Here is a 12854-nt window from a genome sequence, read left to right on the forward strand (position 1 = left end):
AGTGGAGATGAAGGCTTGCGTTCAGATCCTTAGCGATCCGCGGAAGGCACGGGCGGCGTAGTAGGATTGCGCGCCGTTGTGATAGGTGAAGACGTGATCATAGCGACGATCACAGAAGAGGGCGCCGCCGAGTTTCCGAATCTCGGGAGGAGTCTGCACCCAGCTCGATGTTTTCAGGTCGAACTTCCCGAGTTTTTGCAGCTCGCGGTATTGCTCCTCTGTGAGGAGCTCAATGCCCATCTCGGTGGCCATGTCCATGGCGGTGTTTTCCGGTCTGGCTTCTTTCCTGGATTCCCAGCCTTCGCGATCGAAGCAGGTGCTGCGGCGACCGGTGGGGCTTTCGGCGGAGCAGTCGAAGAAGATGAACTCGCCGGTTTTCTTGTCACGACCCACGACGTCGGGCTCGCCACCGGTGCGTTCCATTTCGCTGAGGGACCACAGCTTGTCGGAGCTGGCTTCGAGTTTTGCCTGCACCTCGGACCATGTGATGCCCTTGTGGCGGTTCGGGTGCTTGTCGAAGCGGGCTCGTAGAGTGCTGAGCAGGGCTTCGCGTTGGTCGGGGGACAGTTTCTTTTTGGTTCCAGTTCCTGCCATATGGGTGGGTCCTTTGGTTGCCGGGCTGGGGTAACGAGGTGACCGGAGGATTTTGAAACGGTCTGAAATCGTCCGGCAAGCACGAAGATGTGCGACGTGAACAGCAAGAGCTGCAGGTGTGGGCCAAGTCTCCGAGATGCTGGAGGGAGAAATGGTGCGCGGTACAGGGTTCGAACCTGTGGCCCCTACCATGTCAAGGTAATGCTCTACCACTGAGCTAACCGCGCGGGGATGGCTTTTTGGAAGCCGGGGGAGTGGATACACGAGCGCCTAGGGGGGCGCAAATGCTTTTTCGGGAGTAGGGTGAGGTGGAGTGGGTAGGTGAGAGTTGCTTGGGTGGCCCTGGGAGCGCTGGCCTCTGGCCGGCGTATTGGCAGCTTGGACATTGCATACCTTGCGACGCAAATACGCCGACGGGACGTCAGCGCTCCCAGGGCCGCGTCCGACTTGGGGTACGTAGGGCGCAGTTACAATTCCTCGTGGGTGCCTTCGACCATGATCTTCTCAAGAGCGGCACGCTGGGCCTCGCATTCCTCTTCGGTCATGCGGCGGGGGACGGTGAAGGGTTTAGCAAACTCCACCTCCACGCCGCTGAAGGGCAGGGGGAGGAGGAAGCCGTCCCAGGTGCGGAAGCGGATGGCGCGGTCGAAGCGGATGTGCACGGGCATGAGCTTGCCGCCGGTGAGCTGGGCGAGCTTGATGACGCCCAGGTTCATCTGGTACTTCGGGCCGCGCGGACCATCCGGGGTGATGCCGATGTCGTGTCCGCTCTTCACGTAGTTCGCCAGTTCGACCATGGCCTGGGCGCCACGTCGGGAGCTGCTGCCGCGCACGGGTTTGAGTTTGAAATCCGAGCAGGCATCCGCAATCACCTGGCCATCGCCGCTGGGGCTGGTGAGGAAGGCGCCCTCCTGTCCGGGGATGAGGGTCTCCCGCAGGTACGGGATGAGGAACATGCGGTTGTGCCAGAAGACCCAGATGTGCCGCTCATCCGTGGGGTACGCCATGCCGGCGTGATTGATGAAACGGAAACGCAGGGTGTTGCCCAATACGCGGATGAGCCAGGCGACAGCCTTGCCGGGACGTTTGAGACGGAATTTTTTGGGGAGTTTGATGCGGAGCTTCACTTCGGGATAGCAAGATAACCAGAGCGCTGTGGCGCCCATTGCCAATAATACGAGCCAACCAACAAGTGAAAAGGTGCCGTATCCTCTCAACAGCTCCTCAAGGAATTCAGTGCTGAGACTGAAGCACAAGATGGCTGCGAAGAAACGCACATACCAATTTCGGATAAATACGGCCAGCCCCAGCAGAACGAAACCAATGCCCAAATAAACGAACGCTAAGTCCCAAGTGATCATGCTTTGGCCGCAGCAAATCAAAGATACTCCACCTCGCGCAGACGCTGCGTGAGCTGGCTGAACTGCTCCAGCTTCTCGGCATAGAGTGCGACCCGGGCGGGGTCCGGACGGCAGCGGGTGCTTTCGTCGAGTGTCACGAGGCGCGAGGTGAGTTCCTCGATGTTCGTGGCTTTGCCGTCGCGCTTCAGCAGGGCGAAGGCGGCCTGGATGGCGGAGCCGAGAGCAGCGCCTTCGGCGGTGGCGAGGGTGACGACTTCGGCGTTGAAGATATCCGCGGCAAGCTGGCGCCATGCTTTGCTCTGCGAGCCGCCGCCGGTGAGACGGATTTCGGCGGGATTCATGCCGAGTTCGCGGAAGCGCTGCAGGCCATACGCGAGGCCCAGCGTGGCGCCTTCCATGGCGGCGCGAGCGAGATTGCGCGGGGTCATGTTTCCGGGGCGCAGGCCGTGGATCACGCCGGTGCCATTGGGCAGGTTCGGCGTGCGCTCGCCGTTGAGATAGGGGAGGAAGAGAATGCCTTCCGCGCCGGGAAGGGCCTCGGCGGCGGCGGCTTCGAGCTGGGGGATGGTCCAGCCGAACATCTCGCGCACCTGCTCGGTCACGACGGTCACGTTCATGGTGCACACGAGCGGGAGCCAGAGATCGTTGCTGTCGCAGAAAGCGGCGACTTCAGCCTGGCCGTCCACCACGGGGGCATCCGCCACACCGTAGAGGGTGCCGCTGGTGCCGAAGCTGGCGGTGATGATGCCGGGCTTCACGTTCCCGGTGCCGATGGCGCCCATCATGTTGTCGCCACCGCCGGCGCTGACGATCACGTTGTCATTGAGACCCCACTTCTTCGCGAGCTCAGGGCGGATGGTGCCGTGCACTTCCTGGGAGGAGCCGAGGGGAGGCAGCATGCTGAGCACGCGCTCATCCACGAAGTCACAGATCTCGCGGTTCCAGGTGCGCTGGCGGACATCGAGGATGCCGGTGCCGCTGGCGTCGCCGTACTCCATGCGCTTCACGCCGGAGAGCCAGAAGTTGATGTAGTCATGCGGCAGCAGGATGGAGGTGACCTTGGCGAAGTTCTGCGGCTCGTTTTGTTTCAGCCAAAGGAGTTTCGGGATGGTGTAGCCGGGGAGGATGGCATTTCCCGCGAGGGCGATGCAGCCGGGCTGGCCGCCGAACTCATGCGCGATCTGCTCGCACTGCGGCGCGGTGGAGGTATCGCACCAGAGCTTGGCGGGGCGGACGATCTGGTCCTCCTTGTCCAGCACGACGAGGCCGTGCTGCTGGCCGCTCACGCCGATGCCGGCGATGTCCTTCCGTCTGTCGCCGAGGTGCTCGACGCACTCGCTGATGCAGCCTTCCACGGCGGTAATCCACTCGGAGGGGTGCTGCTCAAGGTGGCCTGCGGGTAGGCCCTCGATGAGGTCATACTTGCGATGGGCGTGGGCGACGATCTGGCCGGACTCAAGGTCGAGCACAATGGCCTTGGTGCTCTGTGTGCCGCTGTCGATGCCGAGGAAAAGGGAGGACATGGGTTGAGGAAGGTGGTTGGCGACGGTCCATCGAATCGACGAGCCGTCTCAGGCTATAGCGCGGTGGTGCGGGCTTGCCAGCCATCTTTTGCCCTTCAAAGGGCCACGGGCCGTGGGAAATATCGCCCTTCCGCGGGCTCGATATCAATGCTGGGCCAGCGGTTTCCCGACAGCGATGGCCATGATGAGGAAACTTTTATGAAAGGCTGCGTGCTTTTCCGGCTGGATGTACTACGGACAAGTTGAGCGCGCCTTCGGGCGCAGTGGATTCCACCCCCTTTTCATCAGCCATGGTTTCAAAACTTCTACATACCCGGTATCGAGTGACCGACCTGGAGAAGACCATTTCCTTCTACAAGGACGTGCTCGGGCTCGAAGAGGTGAAGCGGCACAAGTCCCCGCGCGGGTCTGAGCTGGTCTTCCTGAAGGCTCCGGAGAGCGAGGAGCTCATCGAAATCTGCAGCTACCCGGCGAGCGGCCCGGTGGTGGTGGGGCCTGACCTCACCCACCTGGCCTTTGAAGTGAAGGACCTGGAGTCTTTCGCCAAGCACGCGGCCTCCAAGGGCTACCCTCTCTCCGACGGTCCCACGAAGAGCAGCAGCGGAGTTTTTGCATTCATTGATGCCCCGGAAGGATACGAGGTTGAACTCATTGAGTATCAATCCTAGAATGCTCTGAAATTCACGTATATACACATGCCTCACTGAAGCACGCATGGAATTTGACTGGCTAGACGTCCCATTTGACCTCTCCCAATTGCCCCCCAAGGACATTGAGGAGACGTTCGAGGACCCTTTTGCCCTCAAATTTTTGCCGGATGGTGAAAGTGACAGGCCGCGTGAGGCACGGTATTTCTCCCTCGGCAAATCCCTCGCCGGAAAGGGCATTTTCAGCATCTTCTGGACGGACGGGAAACGCTACCGTGTCATCCTGTCGCGTCCCATGACTCCTGAGGAGGAGCATTTCTACGAGCGGAAGAAATCTGAGGACCTCTAACTCGCCGCGATCGCCTAGCCCAGCCCACGCAAACGCCATGAAATCCATCCGGTCCTGGAGCGACCTCCCGCACTTCGATTCCGAGGAGGATGAGGCGAAATACTGGTCAGAGCACCAGCTGGATGCCCGGCTCATGCAGAGCTCCATGCACCGCCCGGATGTCAGGGAGAGCACGACGATCACCCTGCGCTTTGATCCGCGCATGCTCAGCCGCATCAAGCGTATCGCCCGCCGCCGTTATCTGAACTACCAGAGCATGATCAAGCAGTGGCTCAGTGAGCGGATGGAAGAGGAAATGAAGGACTAGGGAGGAGGTTAGACCTTCCGGTCTGACTGTGGGCGTTGGGTCTTCTGACCCGACAGCGGTGCTGGACGGCACGAAAAAGCCTCTCCCCTGCAATGCAGAAGAGAGGCTGGGAAAATAACGAAGGCGGGCTTACTTGCCGGCCTTGAAGGACTTGAGGATCTTCACCGCTTCGGCAATGATCTTCTTGTCCGTGTCGGAGGATTCGAACCAGAGTTCGGCGATGTGTTTATCGTCGATGAAGACCCAGGCGAAGCCGAATTCCGTGTCCACGCCGTCTTCATCCTTGCCATTGCCGGAGGCGGCGAGAGCGGGCTTGCCGTCGATCTTTGTTTCTTCCGGCTTGGGGAGCTTGGCCTTGGGATAAGTCTCCTTCACGTACTCATAGGTTCCCTCAATGGCTGCCGTGATGCCGTCTTCCGTGCCTTCCACGGTCTGGAAGTAGAGGACGGTGTCCCCCTTGGTGAGCTTGCAGTAGGGATCATCTTCCGTACCCGGTTCGAATTCCCAGTCATCCGGTGAGGTGATGGTGAAGACGGCCTCCTTCTCATTGGGATAGTGGATGGTGGTGTCGGCCGAGGCGACTGAGGTGAAGGCGAGGCAGGCTGCCAAGCAGAGGAGGGAAGTCAGTTTCATGGAGTTGGATTGACGGAGCCCGACTTTAAGCGTGTGGTTTAGGCGACAACAATCAGAATTCCTAGAAAGATTGTTCACGTGCACGCGTGCAGGGCGTAACCCCGAAGGGCGGTGAATTTGGCTCCGTGAGGGGGAAAAAGCGTCAAAATTCGGTGCCCCGCTTGCGTGGGGGCCGCTCTGCTACGAGATTTTTGGTCTCTCATGCTTCGCCGCCCCGGTCTTTGGTTCACAGCTGTCGCCATTTGGTTTGTCGCGCTGTTCTTGCTGTCCAACCAGTCCGCGTTGCAGCCGCCGGGCCCCGAGTTCGAGAACCGCGACAAGGTCTATCATGTCGGGTATTTCGCGCTGGGGTCGCTCTGTCTCTTCGTGGGATTGCGACTGAAAAATCCTGCCCGGAGTGTGCTGAAGACTGCGCTGCTGGTGCTGCTTTTCGCGGCATTCGTGGGGGCGTTTGATGAATTTCACCAGAGTTTCATTCCGAACCGGAGTGGCAATGATTTGGGAGACTGGCTGGCAGATGCGTCGGGTGGGATCATCGGCTCGCTGGCAGGCATGGTGCTTCTGTGCATGCCGGGCATCCGGTTGAAACAAAAGCAGCCTTGCGAACCCTGACCTGCCCCTGCTAATCCTGTCCGTATGGACAAGGATAAGGACAAGACCTCCGCAGCCAAGCGTGCCGAACACCTGCGCTCTGAACTTGAGCGCCACAACCGCCTCTACTACCAGCAGGCGGCGCCGGAGATCAGCGACCGTGAGTTTGACCAGCTCCTGCGTGAGCTGCAGGACATCGAGAAGGAACATCCGGAACTCATCACGCCGGACTCGCCTACCCAGCGTGTGGGTGGTGCCCCGCTGGAAGGGTTTGCTCAGATCACGCATCGAGTGCCGATGATGAGCCTGGATAACACGTACTCCGAGGAGGAGCTGAGTGAGTTCTACGCACGACTACAAAAGGGACTGGGGCGGGAGAAAATCAAGTGCACCATCGAGCCGAAGGTGGATGGCGTGGCGGTTTCCGTAAGGTATGAAAACGGCGTGCTGAAACACGGCGTGACGCGCGGTGATGGTCGCGTGGGGGATGACATCACGCAAAACCTCAAGACCATCCGCTCGCTGCCCCTGCGCCTGCCGAAGCATGTGCCGCAGACCTTTGAAGTGCGTGGCGAGGTGTACATGAACCGCGCGGAGTTTGAGAAGATGAACCAGGAACGTGAAGAGGCGGGTGAGCCGCGCTTTGCGAATCCACGCAATTCCACCGCAGGCTCGCTGAAGCAGCTCGACCCCCGTGATGCGGCAAAGCGACCGCTGAGCGTGATCTTCTACGGCATGGGTGACCATGGTGAGGCGAAGCTGCAATCGCAGAGCCAGATCTATGACCTCCTGAAAGAGGCGGGCTTGCCCAAGGCGGAACTGCTCTGGGACTGCGACAGCATCGAGCAGATGCTGGGCGTGATTCATGAACTGGACGAGCGTCGCCGGAAGCTGCCGTATGACACGGACGGCGCGGTCATCAAGGTGGATTCCTTTGCGGAGCAGCGGGACCTCGGCTCCACGAGCAAGGCGCCGCGCTGGGCGATTGCCTACAAGTACGCGGCGGAGCAGGCAGAGACGAAGCTGCTCGCCGTGGACATCCAGGTGGGGCGCACGGGTGCGCTTACGCCGGTGGCGAGGCTGGAGCCGGTTTTCCTCAGCGGCAGCACGGTGAGCAACGCGACGCTGCACAACTTCGAGGAGATTGAGCGCAAGGACATCCGTGTGGGTGACTTCGTGACCATCGAGAAGGCGGGTGAAATCATCCCGGCCGTGGTGGCGGTGAGCAAGGACAAGCGCACGGGCGACGAAACGCCGGTGCCGGTGCCCACGGAGTGCCCGGTGTGTGGCACGCCGGTGCGCAAGGATGAGGGACAGGTGGCCATCCGCTGCCCCAACAGTGACTGCCCGGAGCAGGTGAAGCGGCGCGTGGAGCACTTCACGCATCGTGGCGCGATGGACATTCGTGGGCTCGGTGAGCAGGTGGTGGGGCAGCTCGTGGACATCGGCCTGGTGCATCACATCCCGGACCTGTATGACTTGAATGAGGAGGCGCTCGGCAAGCTGGAGCGTCAGGGGAAGAAGAGCATCGAGAACCTGCTGAAGGGCATTGCCGAGAGCAAGGCCCAGCCGCCGTGGCGGTTGCTGTTTGGCTTGGGAGTACCGCAGGTGGGCGCGTCCTCAGCTCGCTCGCTGGTCGAACATTTCGGCTCCATCGATGCACTGGCAGCGGCTTCCATGGAGGACCTGCTGAAGGTGCAGGACATCGGAGGCATCGTGGCGCAGAGCATCCATGACTGGTTCCGCGAGGAGAAGAATGTAGAGCGTCTTGACCGCCTGCGCGCGGCAGGATTGCAGTTTGCCAATCCCAAGGAAGACCGCGCCAGTGACAAGCTGGCAGGCACTACGTGGGTGATCACGGGCACCTTGAGCCAGGGGCGCGATGAGGTGGCGGATATCATCCGCTCCCACGGAGGGAAGGTCTCCTCCAGTGTGAGCAGCAAGACCAGCTATCTGCTGGCGGGAGAGGAGGCGGGCAGCAAACTGGAGAAGGCGACGAAGCTTGGTGTAAAAGTGCTGACCGAAGCGGAGTTTCAAGAATTGATTCAATGATCGTGCGGAGCAGCGGCACTCTTTGCCAGCTCGCACGCATCCTGCTTTCATCTTCCCTCGCATGGCCGCCTCAGTCTCCTCATCCACTCCCAGTCTCCTCCGCGTCACCAAGGGTGACTTCGACGGGTTCTTTGGGCTCTTCGTCGACAACCTGCTGCAGCTCCTACTGATTTATCATCTGTGTCCCGTGCTGTGCGGGATGACGCATGGGGAGGTGACTTCGAAGATTCTGCCGGGTGCGGCGGTGTCCATCCTGGTGGGGAATTTCTTCTACGCATGGCAGGCGTGGCGGCTCGCGAAACGCGAAGGACGAGATGATGTGACAGCGATGCCGTACGGCATCAATACGGTCAGCCTCTTCGCCTACATTGTCTTCATCATGGCGCCCATCTACCGTCAGACAGGGGATGCGTCGCTCGCATGGAAGGCGGGCCTGTTCGCGTGCTTCATCAGCGGGGTGATGGAATTCATCGGTGCGGCGTTTGGCCGGGCGCTGAGGGCGCATGCGCCGCGTGCGGCGCTGCTGTCCTCGCTGGCGGGGATTGCGGTGACGTTCATCGCGATGGGGTTTGTGTTCCAGCTTTTTGCCATGCCTGCGGTGGGCGTGCTGCCCATGTTGCTGATTTTGTTTTGTTATGCCGCGAGGCTGAAGCTACCTCTGGGATTGCCGGCGGGATTTGTTGCGGTGTTGCTGGGCACGGCATTGGCGTGGGTGTTGCGCTCGCTGGGATTGGCGCCGGACTGGGCGTCGGGAAAGGTGGAGCCGATTGGACTTCATCTGCCGCATTGGTCGGGCGGCGATTTGTTTGGATTCCTCACTTCGGAGGTGGGCTGGAGCTACATGGCGGTGATTTTCCCCATGGGGCTGTTCAACATCATCGGCTCGCTGCAATGCCTGGAGAGCGCGGAGGCGGCGGGAGACAAGTATGATACCGCGCCCTCATTGGTGGCGAATGGCATTGGCAGCATCGTATCCGCGTGCTTGGGCAGTCCCTTCGCTACGACGTTATATATCGGGCATCCGGGTTGGAAGGCGATGGGGGCACGCTGGGCGTACTCGTGGATGAATGGTGTCGTGATCTGCGCGCTCGCGCTGCTGGGTGCGGCGGGACACGTGCTACAGGTGGTGCCGCTGGAGGCCACGCTGGGCATCCTGCTGTGGATTGGGATTGTGATGACGGCACAGGCATTTCAGGCAAGCCCGAGACCGCACGCACTGGCCGTGGCCATGGGGCTCATTCCCTCGCTGGCAGCGTGGTTGCTGGTGCAGGTGGAGACGACATTGCGGGTGGCGGGCACCGACCTCGCGAGCACAGCAGACAAGTTTGCGCCGAATCTCTATGTGTACGGTGTGATCGCGCTGAGTCAGGGATTCCTCATCACCTCCGTGATCTATCCGGCGGTGATGGCGTTTGTGATTGATCGCAAGTTCAAGGCAGCGGCGATGTGGCTCGCGGCGGCGGCGCTGTTTTCCGCCGTGGGGTTGATTCACTCCTACAAGCTCACGCCTGCCGGAGTGGAAAATCACTTTGCCTGGTTCACTGCTGCACCGGCATTTGCGATTGCCTATCTGGCAGGCGCGGTGCTGCTCATGGTGATGGCGCTGATGAAGGTGAAGGGGGCGGAGGAAGTGGAGACGAGGGGGGAGTAGAGACAGTCAGTCGGAGTGAACGGTCTGGAGCAGAATGAAGAAAATGAATGCCACGATGCCCAGTCCGAGGATTGGAATGAGGCGCGCTATACCGCGAGACCGGATGGCCGAGATGAGAAGGAAAATAGCGCCCACCATGGCGGGAGCAATCCTGACGTAGAACAAGCCTGAACCGCTCACTTTGTCGGAAGGTGGGATGGAGAGTGAAACGAGCGTGGCCAAAAGCATGAGCCAGCTGAGGAAATTGGAGATGGTGGACCATTTCTCAGCACGGGGAGCGGAAGGCTCTTCTTCGCGCGTTGATGGATTGTCCGAAGTCACGAAGTGGATGGTGTGAAGGTGTGCGGCCCAGGCTGGGAATGGCTGGCCTCGCCTGTGCGGTATCTGGCTCCGGGTATATGTGCTGGTGGCAGAAAGGGGCTGCGATGAGAGGGAATGTCAGACACGTCGATTTCGCCCCGACGGAGCTTTTCGCCATCGACGCATCCATAGGCATAGGCCGATTCTATTATGTGGAAGCGTCTCTTGGGAGATGCCTCCCAGTATCCGTCGATCACGCCCTTCAGGTAGCATCGGCCATCATTGTCGTTGGGGTGGACGTGTTGGATAGCGGCCAGGAGTGAAGGCCGGTCGAAGGGGAATCGTCGCGTTCGAATGGCTTTCTGGATGGAAAGCCACGCCAGCATGAACGGCAGGGAGAGAAGGAAAAAGACGAGTAGGATCATCGCACCGATGAACTGCCCGATTTTCACCAGCCAGGCGCGCAGGCCATGGGAGCGGTAGCAGTTGGCGCAGTATCCCCGGTATCTGGAGGCGGTGGCTTCCAGAATCATGGCTGGGCACTTCCGGCATGGCACCCGATGGGAGTGATGGTTGCCGGCTGATGGATTCTCAGTGCTCATCTGCTGTGCCACGAGAATACCGGAAACGGCATCCGGTGGGAATCTCTGAAGGCGAAATCTCACCGCGCCGGAGCCGGCCACCGTCATTCATGCCGCAAGAGTACGGGCTTGGGTCCATGACGGACATATCCGGCGCGGATGACCAGTAGCCATGAATCACGCCTCTCAAGAAGGAGCGAGCTTCTTTGCGATTCGGAATCCGATGCTGGATTTTCAGAAGCATGGCACTCCTATCGAAAGGAAAACGCCAGGTTCTCCACATCCATTGAAGTCCCATGAATAGCAAAAGAAAGGGAGTGCCGATGACAAGGAATGGAAACAAGAGGCACACCTGGGCGAATGACACGAACTGCTTCAGCCTGTTTCGGTATCCCTTGGTGCGGGCACATTTGCGACATGTCCCGTGGTACTCTGCTGCGGTGGCTTCCAGAATCATGGCCGGGCACTTGCGGCACTGGATCCGGGAGGTGGGGCGCGGCGCGTGGCGTTGCTCTTCGAGACTTGGATATGGTCTGGCGCATCCTTCCTTATCCAGAGCCTCGTGAAGTGCTTGGACAGCGTCGTTCTGACATCTGAACAGGACTTCTTCGGGAGTGGTGTCGCATGGGTCGTGGGCAATCAATGAGGTGAAGCCCTCGCGATTGCGGTCTGTCACGATGTAGGCGACTGGAAAGGGGCGTAACGATTTGAAGTCGACGGACGCATACTCCTCCGAATCGAGTGCGGGAACCTCGGGATGAAAACTCAGGGGCCGAAGCAGGTCGTCACCCCAAGTGTAGGTGAGACCGGAGAAATCCATGAGAAGGCCTTCGGCTGGTCTCTTGCGGAGCGCGGCGAGGATTTCCCGCTCCATCTGTTCCACGGATTCCGCGGTGTAGTCGCCGGAATAGCGGGCAAGAAGAAAGTATCTTCCACCGCGAAACAGGTAGCGAATGTAGCTGTCCAGTGGCTTCGCACCACGGCGGAACAGCTTGGTCGCGAGCTGTCTCAGGGACGTCATGTCATGTCGTTCGCCGGTGATTCTTCCTGCCTTGGATCAACAGGTAGACCATGTACACCAGCACGATGACATTGACCACGAGGATAGTCACCTTGGGCCAGGTGATGCCGTGGGCGAGTTCAGCGAGTTCGAGGGGGATGTAGATGCCGCTGCTGATGGCGGCGAACCACTCGGCCCAGCGGCGGGCCTTCCAGAGGCCGTAGGCTTCGATGAAACGCACGGTGGCATAGGCGGCAGCGCAACCAGCGAGGAACCAGATGCGGGAGTCATTCACGGTGCCGGCGGCCTGGATGAAGACCTTGGGAATCTCGTGCGCGGGATTGAGGTGGAAGCGGTGCACGAGGGACTCGGCGGCGGCATGCACATCGTGGTGGATGAGAGCCAGCAGGCCGAAGCCTGCCAGCAGGACGAGCGCTCCCTTGAGGGCTTCGATCGTAGCGATGACGCTGAGTCCTTTGGTAGGGGGCATGGGCAGGTGTTCTTACTCCTCGGAGGCGACGAAAGTGGACGAACTGTTTGGGGAAATCCAGATGGAAGAATGTGAGGAAGCAGTCTGCGTAGTTACGCGGGGGATGGCCACTTGGGGTTGTGGAGCTTGAGGCAGATGTTCGGTCAGGCTGGAAAGCCTAACGCCCACTGTCAGGCGAGGACGCCTAACCTCCTTGGGGTGATGGCGGCCAGTTCACGCCTTCCAGTTCCCTGGGCAGTTGCTTGGGGTCCTCGGGCCAGAAGCGTTTGATGTCGAACTTCTCGCCGGGGGCGAGTTCATTGTCCGGGGCACCGAGGATGAGCCAGAGGGTTTCGGTATCGGTGTCGTTGAAGACCTGGCGCATCATTTCGGGGCCGACATGAACGGCACCGTACTTGGGCACGGTGACAGTGTCTTCACCGATGCGGATGCGGCCGGTGCCTTCGAGGACAAAGTAGAACTCCTCCGCGCAGATGTGCTTGTGCCAGGTGTTGGCGCTTTTCGGCGGCAGACGCCAGAGGCGTGCCCCGAGGAGTTGGCTGCCCGTGCGTTCCAGGTAGTCCGCATTGGGAATGAGCATCTGGTTGGAGGGCCGCCACGAGAGGTCTTCCGGGGTGATGAGGTGGTAGCCGGTGATGGGCGTCATGGCGCAGGAAAGATTTGGGGTCAACGAGCAGTCGTATTGGCGGCTATCACGCGTATGACGTTTCCGCGAACCTGCTGGAGTGAAGGGCTCAATGCGTTCCATGCGTCCTGCAGGTCTGGATGGGACGAG

General features: G+C 60.3%; 14 protein-coding genes and 1 tRNA gene. 6 read left to right on the forward strand and 9 right to left on the reverse strand.

The annotated features are described in order from the left end of the window. Positions 1 to 21: 21 nt before the first annotated feature. From G5S37_RS02025 to xylB, 4 genes are all read right to left on the reverse strand, one after another. Positions 22 to 594 (reverse strand): DUF4256 domain-containing protein, encoded by a 573-nt coding sequence (locus G5S37_RS02025; protein ID WP_165200259.1) that lies wholly within the window; start codon positions 592 to 594, stop codon positions 22 to 24. A gap of 152 nt (positions 595 to 746) precedes the next feature. Beyond that, positions 747 to 821, reverse strand: a tRNA-Val gene (locus G5S37_RS02030). 240 nt (positions 822 to 1061) lie between these two features. Beyond that, the gene (locus G5S37_RS02035) at positions 1062 to 1721 is read right to left on the reverse strand and encodes a lysophospholipid acyltransferase family protein (RefSeq protein ID WP_165200261.1); all 660 of its coding nucleotides are present in this window, start codon (positions 1719 to 1721) and stop codon (positions 1062 to 1064) included. A 251-nt stretch (positions 1722 to 1972) separates the two neighbouring features. Continuing rightward, the gene (gene xylB / locus G5S37_RS02040) at positions 1973 to 3478 is read right to left on the reverse strand and encodes a xylulokinase (RefSeq protein WP_165200263.1); all 1506 of its coding nucleotides are present in this window, start codon (positions 3476 to 3478) and stop codon (positions 1973 to 1975) included. A 290-nt stretch (positions 3479 to 3768) separates the two neighbouring features. On the opposite strand from xylB, the gene G5S37_RS02045 reads away from it, so the two are divergent. The 3 genes from G5S37_RS02045 to G5S37_RS02055 are packed head-to-tail and all read left to right on the forward strand — an operon-like array spanning position 3769 to position 4781. Next, the gene (locus G5S37_RS02045) at positions 3769 to 4146 is read left to right on the forward strand and encodes a VOC family protein (protein ID WP_165200265.1); all 378 of its coding nucleotides are present in this window, start codon (positions 3769 to 3771) and stop codon (positions 4144 to 4146) included. Between the two features lie 46 nt (positions 4147 to 4192). Next, on the forward strand, positions 4193 to 4474 hold the full coding sequence (locus tag G5S37_RS02050) for a BrnT family toxin (protein WP_165200267.1): 282 nt from the start codon (positions 4193 to 4195) through the stop codon (positions 4472 to 4474). Positions 4475 to 4511: 37 nt separating this feature from the next. Further along, positions 4512 to 4781, forward strand: a complete 270-nt coding sequence (locus G5S37_RS02055) for a CopG family antitoxin (RefSeq protein ID WP_165200269.1) — start codon at positions 4512 to 4514, stop codon at positions 4779 to 4781. Positions 4782 to 4910: 129 nt separating this feature from the next. Here the strand turns inward: G5S37_RS02055 and G5S37_RS02060 are convergent, their stop codons facing one another. Beyond that, positions 4911 to 5414 carry a hypothetical protein gene (locus G5S37_RS02060; RefSeq protein WP_165200271.1) on the reverse strand — a complete coding sequence of 168 codons (504 nt, stop codon included), beginning with the start codon at positions 5412 to 5414 and terminating at the stop codon, positions 4911 to 4913. 201 nt (positions 5415 to 5615) lie between these two features. Between G5S37_RS02060 and G5S37_RS02065 the strand changes: the two genes are divergently transcribed. The 3 genes from G5S37_RS02065 (at position 5616) to G5S37_RS02075 (ending at position 9708) form a co-directional block, all read left to right on the forward strand. Further along, on the forward strand, positions 5616 to 6026 hold the full coding sequence (locus G5S37_RS02065) for a VanZ family protein (protein WP_165200274.1): 411 nt from the start codon (positions 5616 to 5618) through the stop codon (positions 6024 to 6026). 24 nt (positions 6027 to 6050) lie between these two features. After that, complete coding sequence (ligA, locus tag G5S37_RS02070) at positions 6051 to 8057, forward strand: NAD-dependent DNA ligase LigA (RefSeq protein ID WP_165200276.1); 2007 nt, start codon at positions 6051 to 6053, stop codon at positions 8055 to 8057. A 61-nt stretch (positions 8058 to 8118) separates the two neighbouring features. Beyond that, complete coding sequence (locus G5S37_RS02075; RefSeq protein ID WP_240914780.1) at positions 8119 to 9708, forward strand: NCS2 family permease; 1590 nt, start codon at positions 8119 to 8121, stop codon at positions 9706 to 9708. Positions 9709 to 10025: 317 nt separating this feature from the next. Here G5S37_RS02075 and G5S37_RS02080 read toward each other — a convergent pair whose 3' ends face one another. The 4 genes from G5S37_RS02080 to G5S37_RS02095 all read right to left on the reverse strand — a co-directional run bounded on the left by G5S37_RS02080 (position 10026) and on the right by G5S37_RS02095 (position 12725). Continuing rightward, positions 10026 to 10541 (reverse strand): hypothetical protein, encoded by a 516-nt coding sequence (locus G5S37_RS02080; protein WP_165200278.1) that lies wholly within the window; start codon positions 10539 to 10541, stop codon positions 10026 to 10028. Positions 10542 to 10599: 58 nt separating this feature from the next. After that, positions 10600 to 11610 (reverse strand): hypothetical protein, encoded by a 1011-nt coding sequence (locus G5S37_RS02085; RefSeq protein WP_165200280.1) that lies wholly within the window; start codon positions 11608 to 11610, stop codon positions 10600 to 10602. Between the two features lies 1 nt (position 11611). Continuing rightward, complete coding sequence (locus G5S37_RS02090; RefSeq protein ID WP_165200282.1) at positions 11612 to 12079, reverse strand: DUF2127 domain-containing protein; 468 nt, start codon at positions 12077 to 12079, stop codon at positions 11612 to 11614. 184 nt (positions 12080 to 12263) lie between these two features. Next, positions 12264 to 12725: a cupin domain-containing protein gene (locus G5S37_RS02095; RefSeq protein WP_165200284.1), complete on the reverse strand. Its 462-nt coding sequence runs from the start codon at positions 12723 to 12725 to the stop codon at positions 12264 to 12266. Between the last annotated feature and the right edge of the window lie 129 nt (positions 12726 to 12854).

It is taken from the genome of Roseimicrobium sp. ORNL1 (assembly GCF_011044495.1).
Taxonomy (GTDB): domain Bacteria; phylum Verrucomicrobiota; class Verrucomicrobiia; order Verrucomicrobiales; family Verrucomicrobiaceae; genus Roseimicrobium.

Coding starts and splice junctions, on each gene's coding strand:
- G5S37_RS02095 (WP_165200284.1), bottom strand. CDS start 12,725: ATGACGCCCATCACCGGCTACCACCTCATCACCCCGGAAGACCTCTCG.
- G5S37_RS02060 (WP_165200271.1), bottom strand. CDS start 5,414: ATGAAACTGACTTCCCTCCTCTGCTTGGCAGCCTGCCTCGCCTTCACC.
- ligA (WP_165200276.1), top strand. CDS start 6,051: ATGGACAAGGATAAGGACAAGACCTCCGCAGCCAAGCGTGCCGAACAC.
- G5S37_RS02085 (WP_165200280.1), bottom strand. CDS start 11,610: ATGACGTCCCTGAGACAGCTCGCGACCAAGCTGTTCCGCCGTGGTGCG.
- G5S37_RS02050 (WP_165200267.1), top strand. CDS start 4,193: ATGGAATTTGACTGGCTAGACGTCCCATTTGACCTCTCCCAATTGCCC.
- G5S37_RS02075 (WP_240914780.1), top strand. CDS start 8,119: ATGGCCGCCTCAGTCTCCTCATCCACTCCCAGTCTCCTCCGCGTCACC.
- G5S37_RS02065 (WP_165200274.1), top strand. CDS start 5,616: ATGCTTCGCCGCCCCGGTCTTTGGTTCACAGCTGTCGCCATTTGGTTT.
- G5S37_RS02045 (WP_165200265.1), top strand. CDS start 3,769: ATGGTTTCAAAACTTCTACATACCCGGTATCGAGTGACCGACCTGGAG.
- G5S37_RS02055 (WP_165200269.1), top strand. CDS start 4,512: ATGAAATCCATCCGGTCCTGGAGCGACCTCCCGCACTTCGATTCCGAG.
- xylB (WP_165200263.1), bottom strand. CDS start 3,478: ATGTCCTCCCTTTTCCTCGGCATCGACAGCGGCACACAGAGCACCAAG.
- G5S37_RS02090 (WP_165200282.1), bottom strand. CDS start 12,079: ATGCCCCCTACCAAAGGACTCAGCGTCATCGCTACGATCGAAGCCCTC.
- G5S37_RS02025 (WP_165200259.1), bottom strand. CDS start 594: ATGGCAGGAACTGGAACCAAAAAGAAACTGTCCCCCGACCAACGCGAA.
- G5S37_RS02080 (WP_165200278.1), bottom strand. CDS start 10,541: ATGATTCTGGAAGCCACCGCCTCCAGATACCGGGGATACTGCGCCAAC.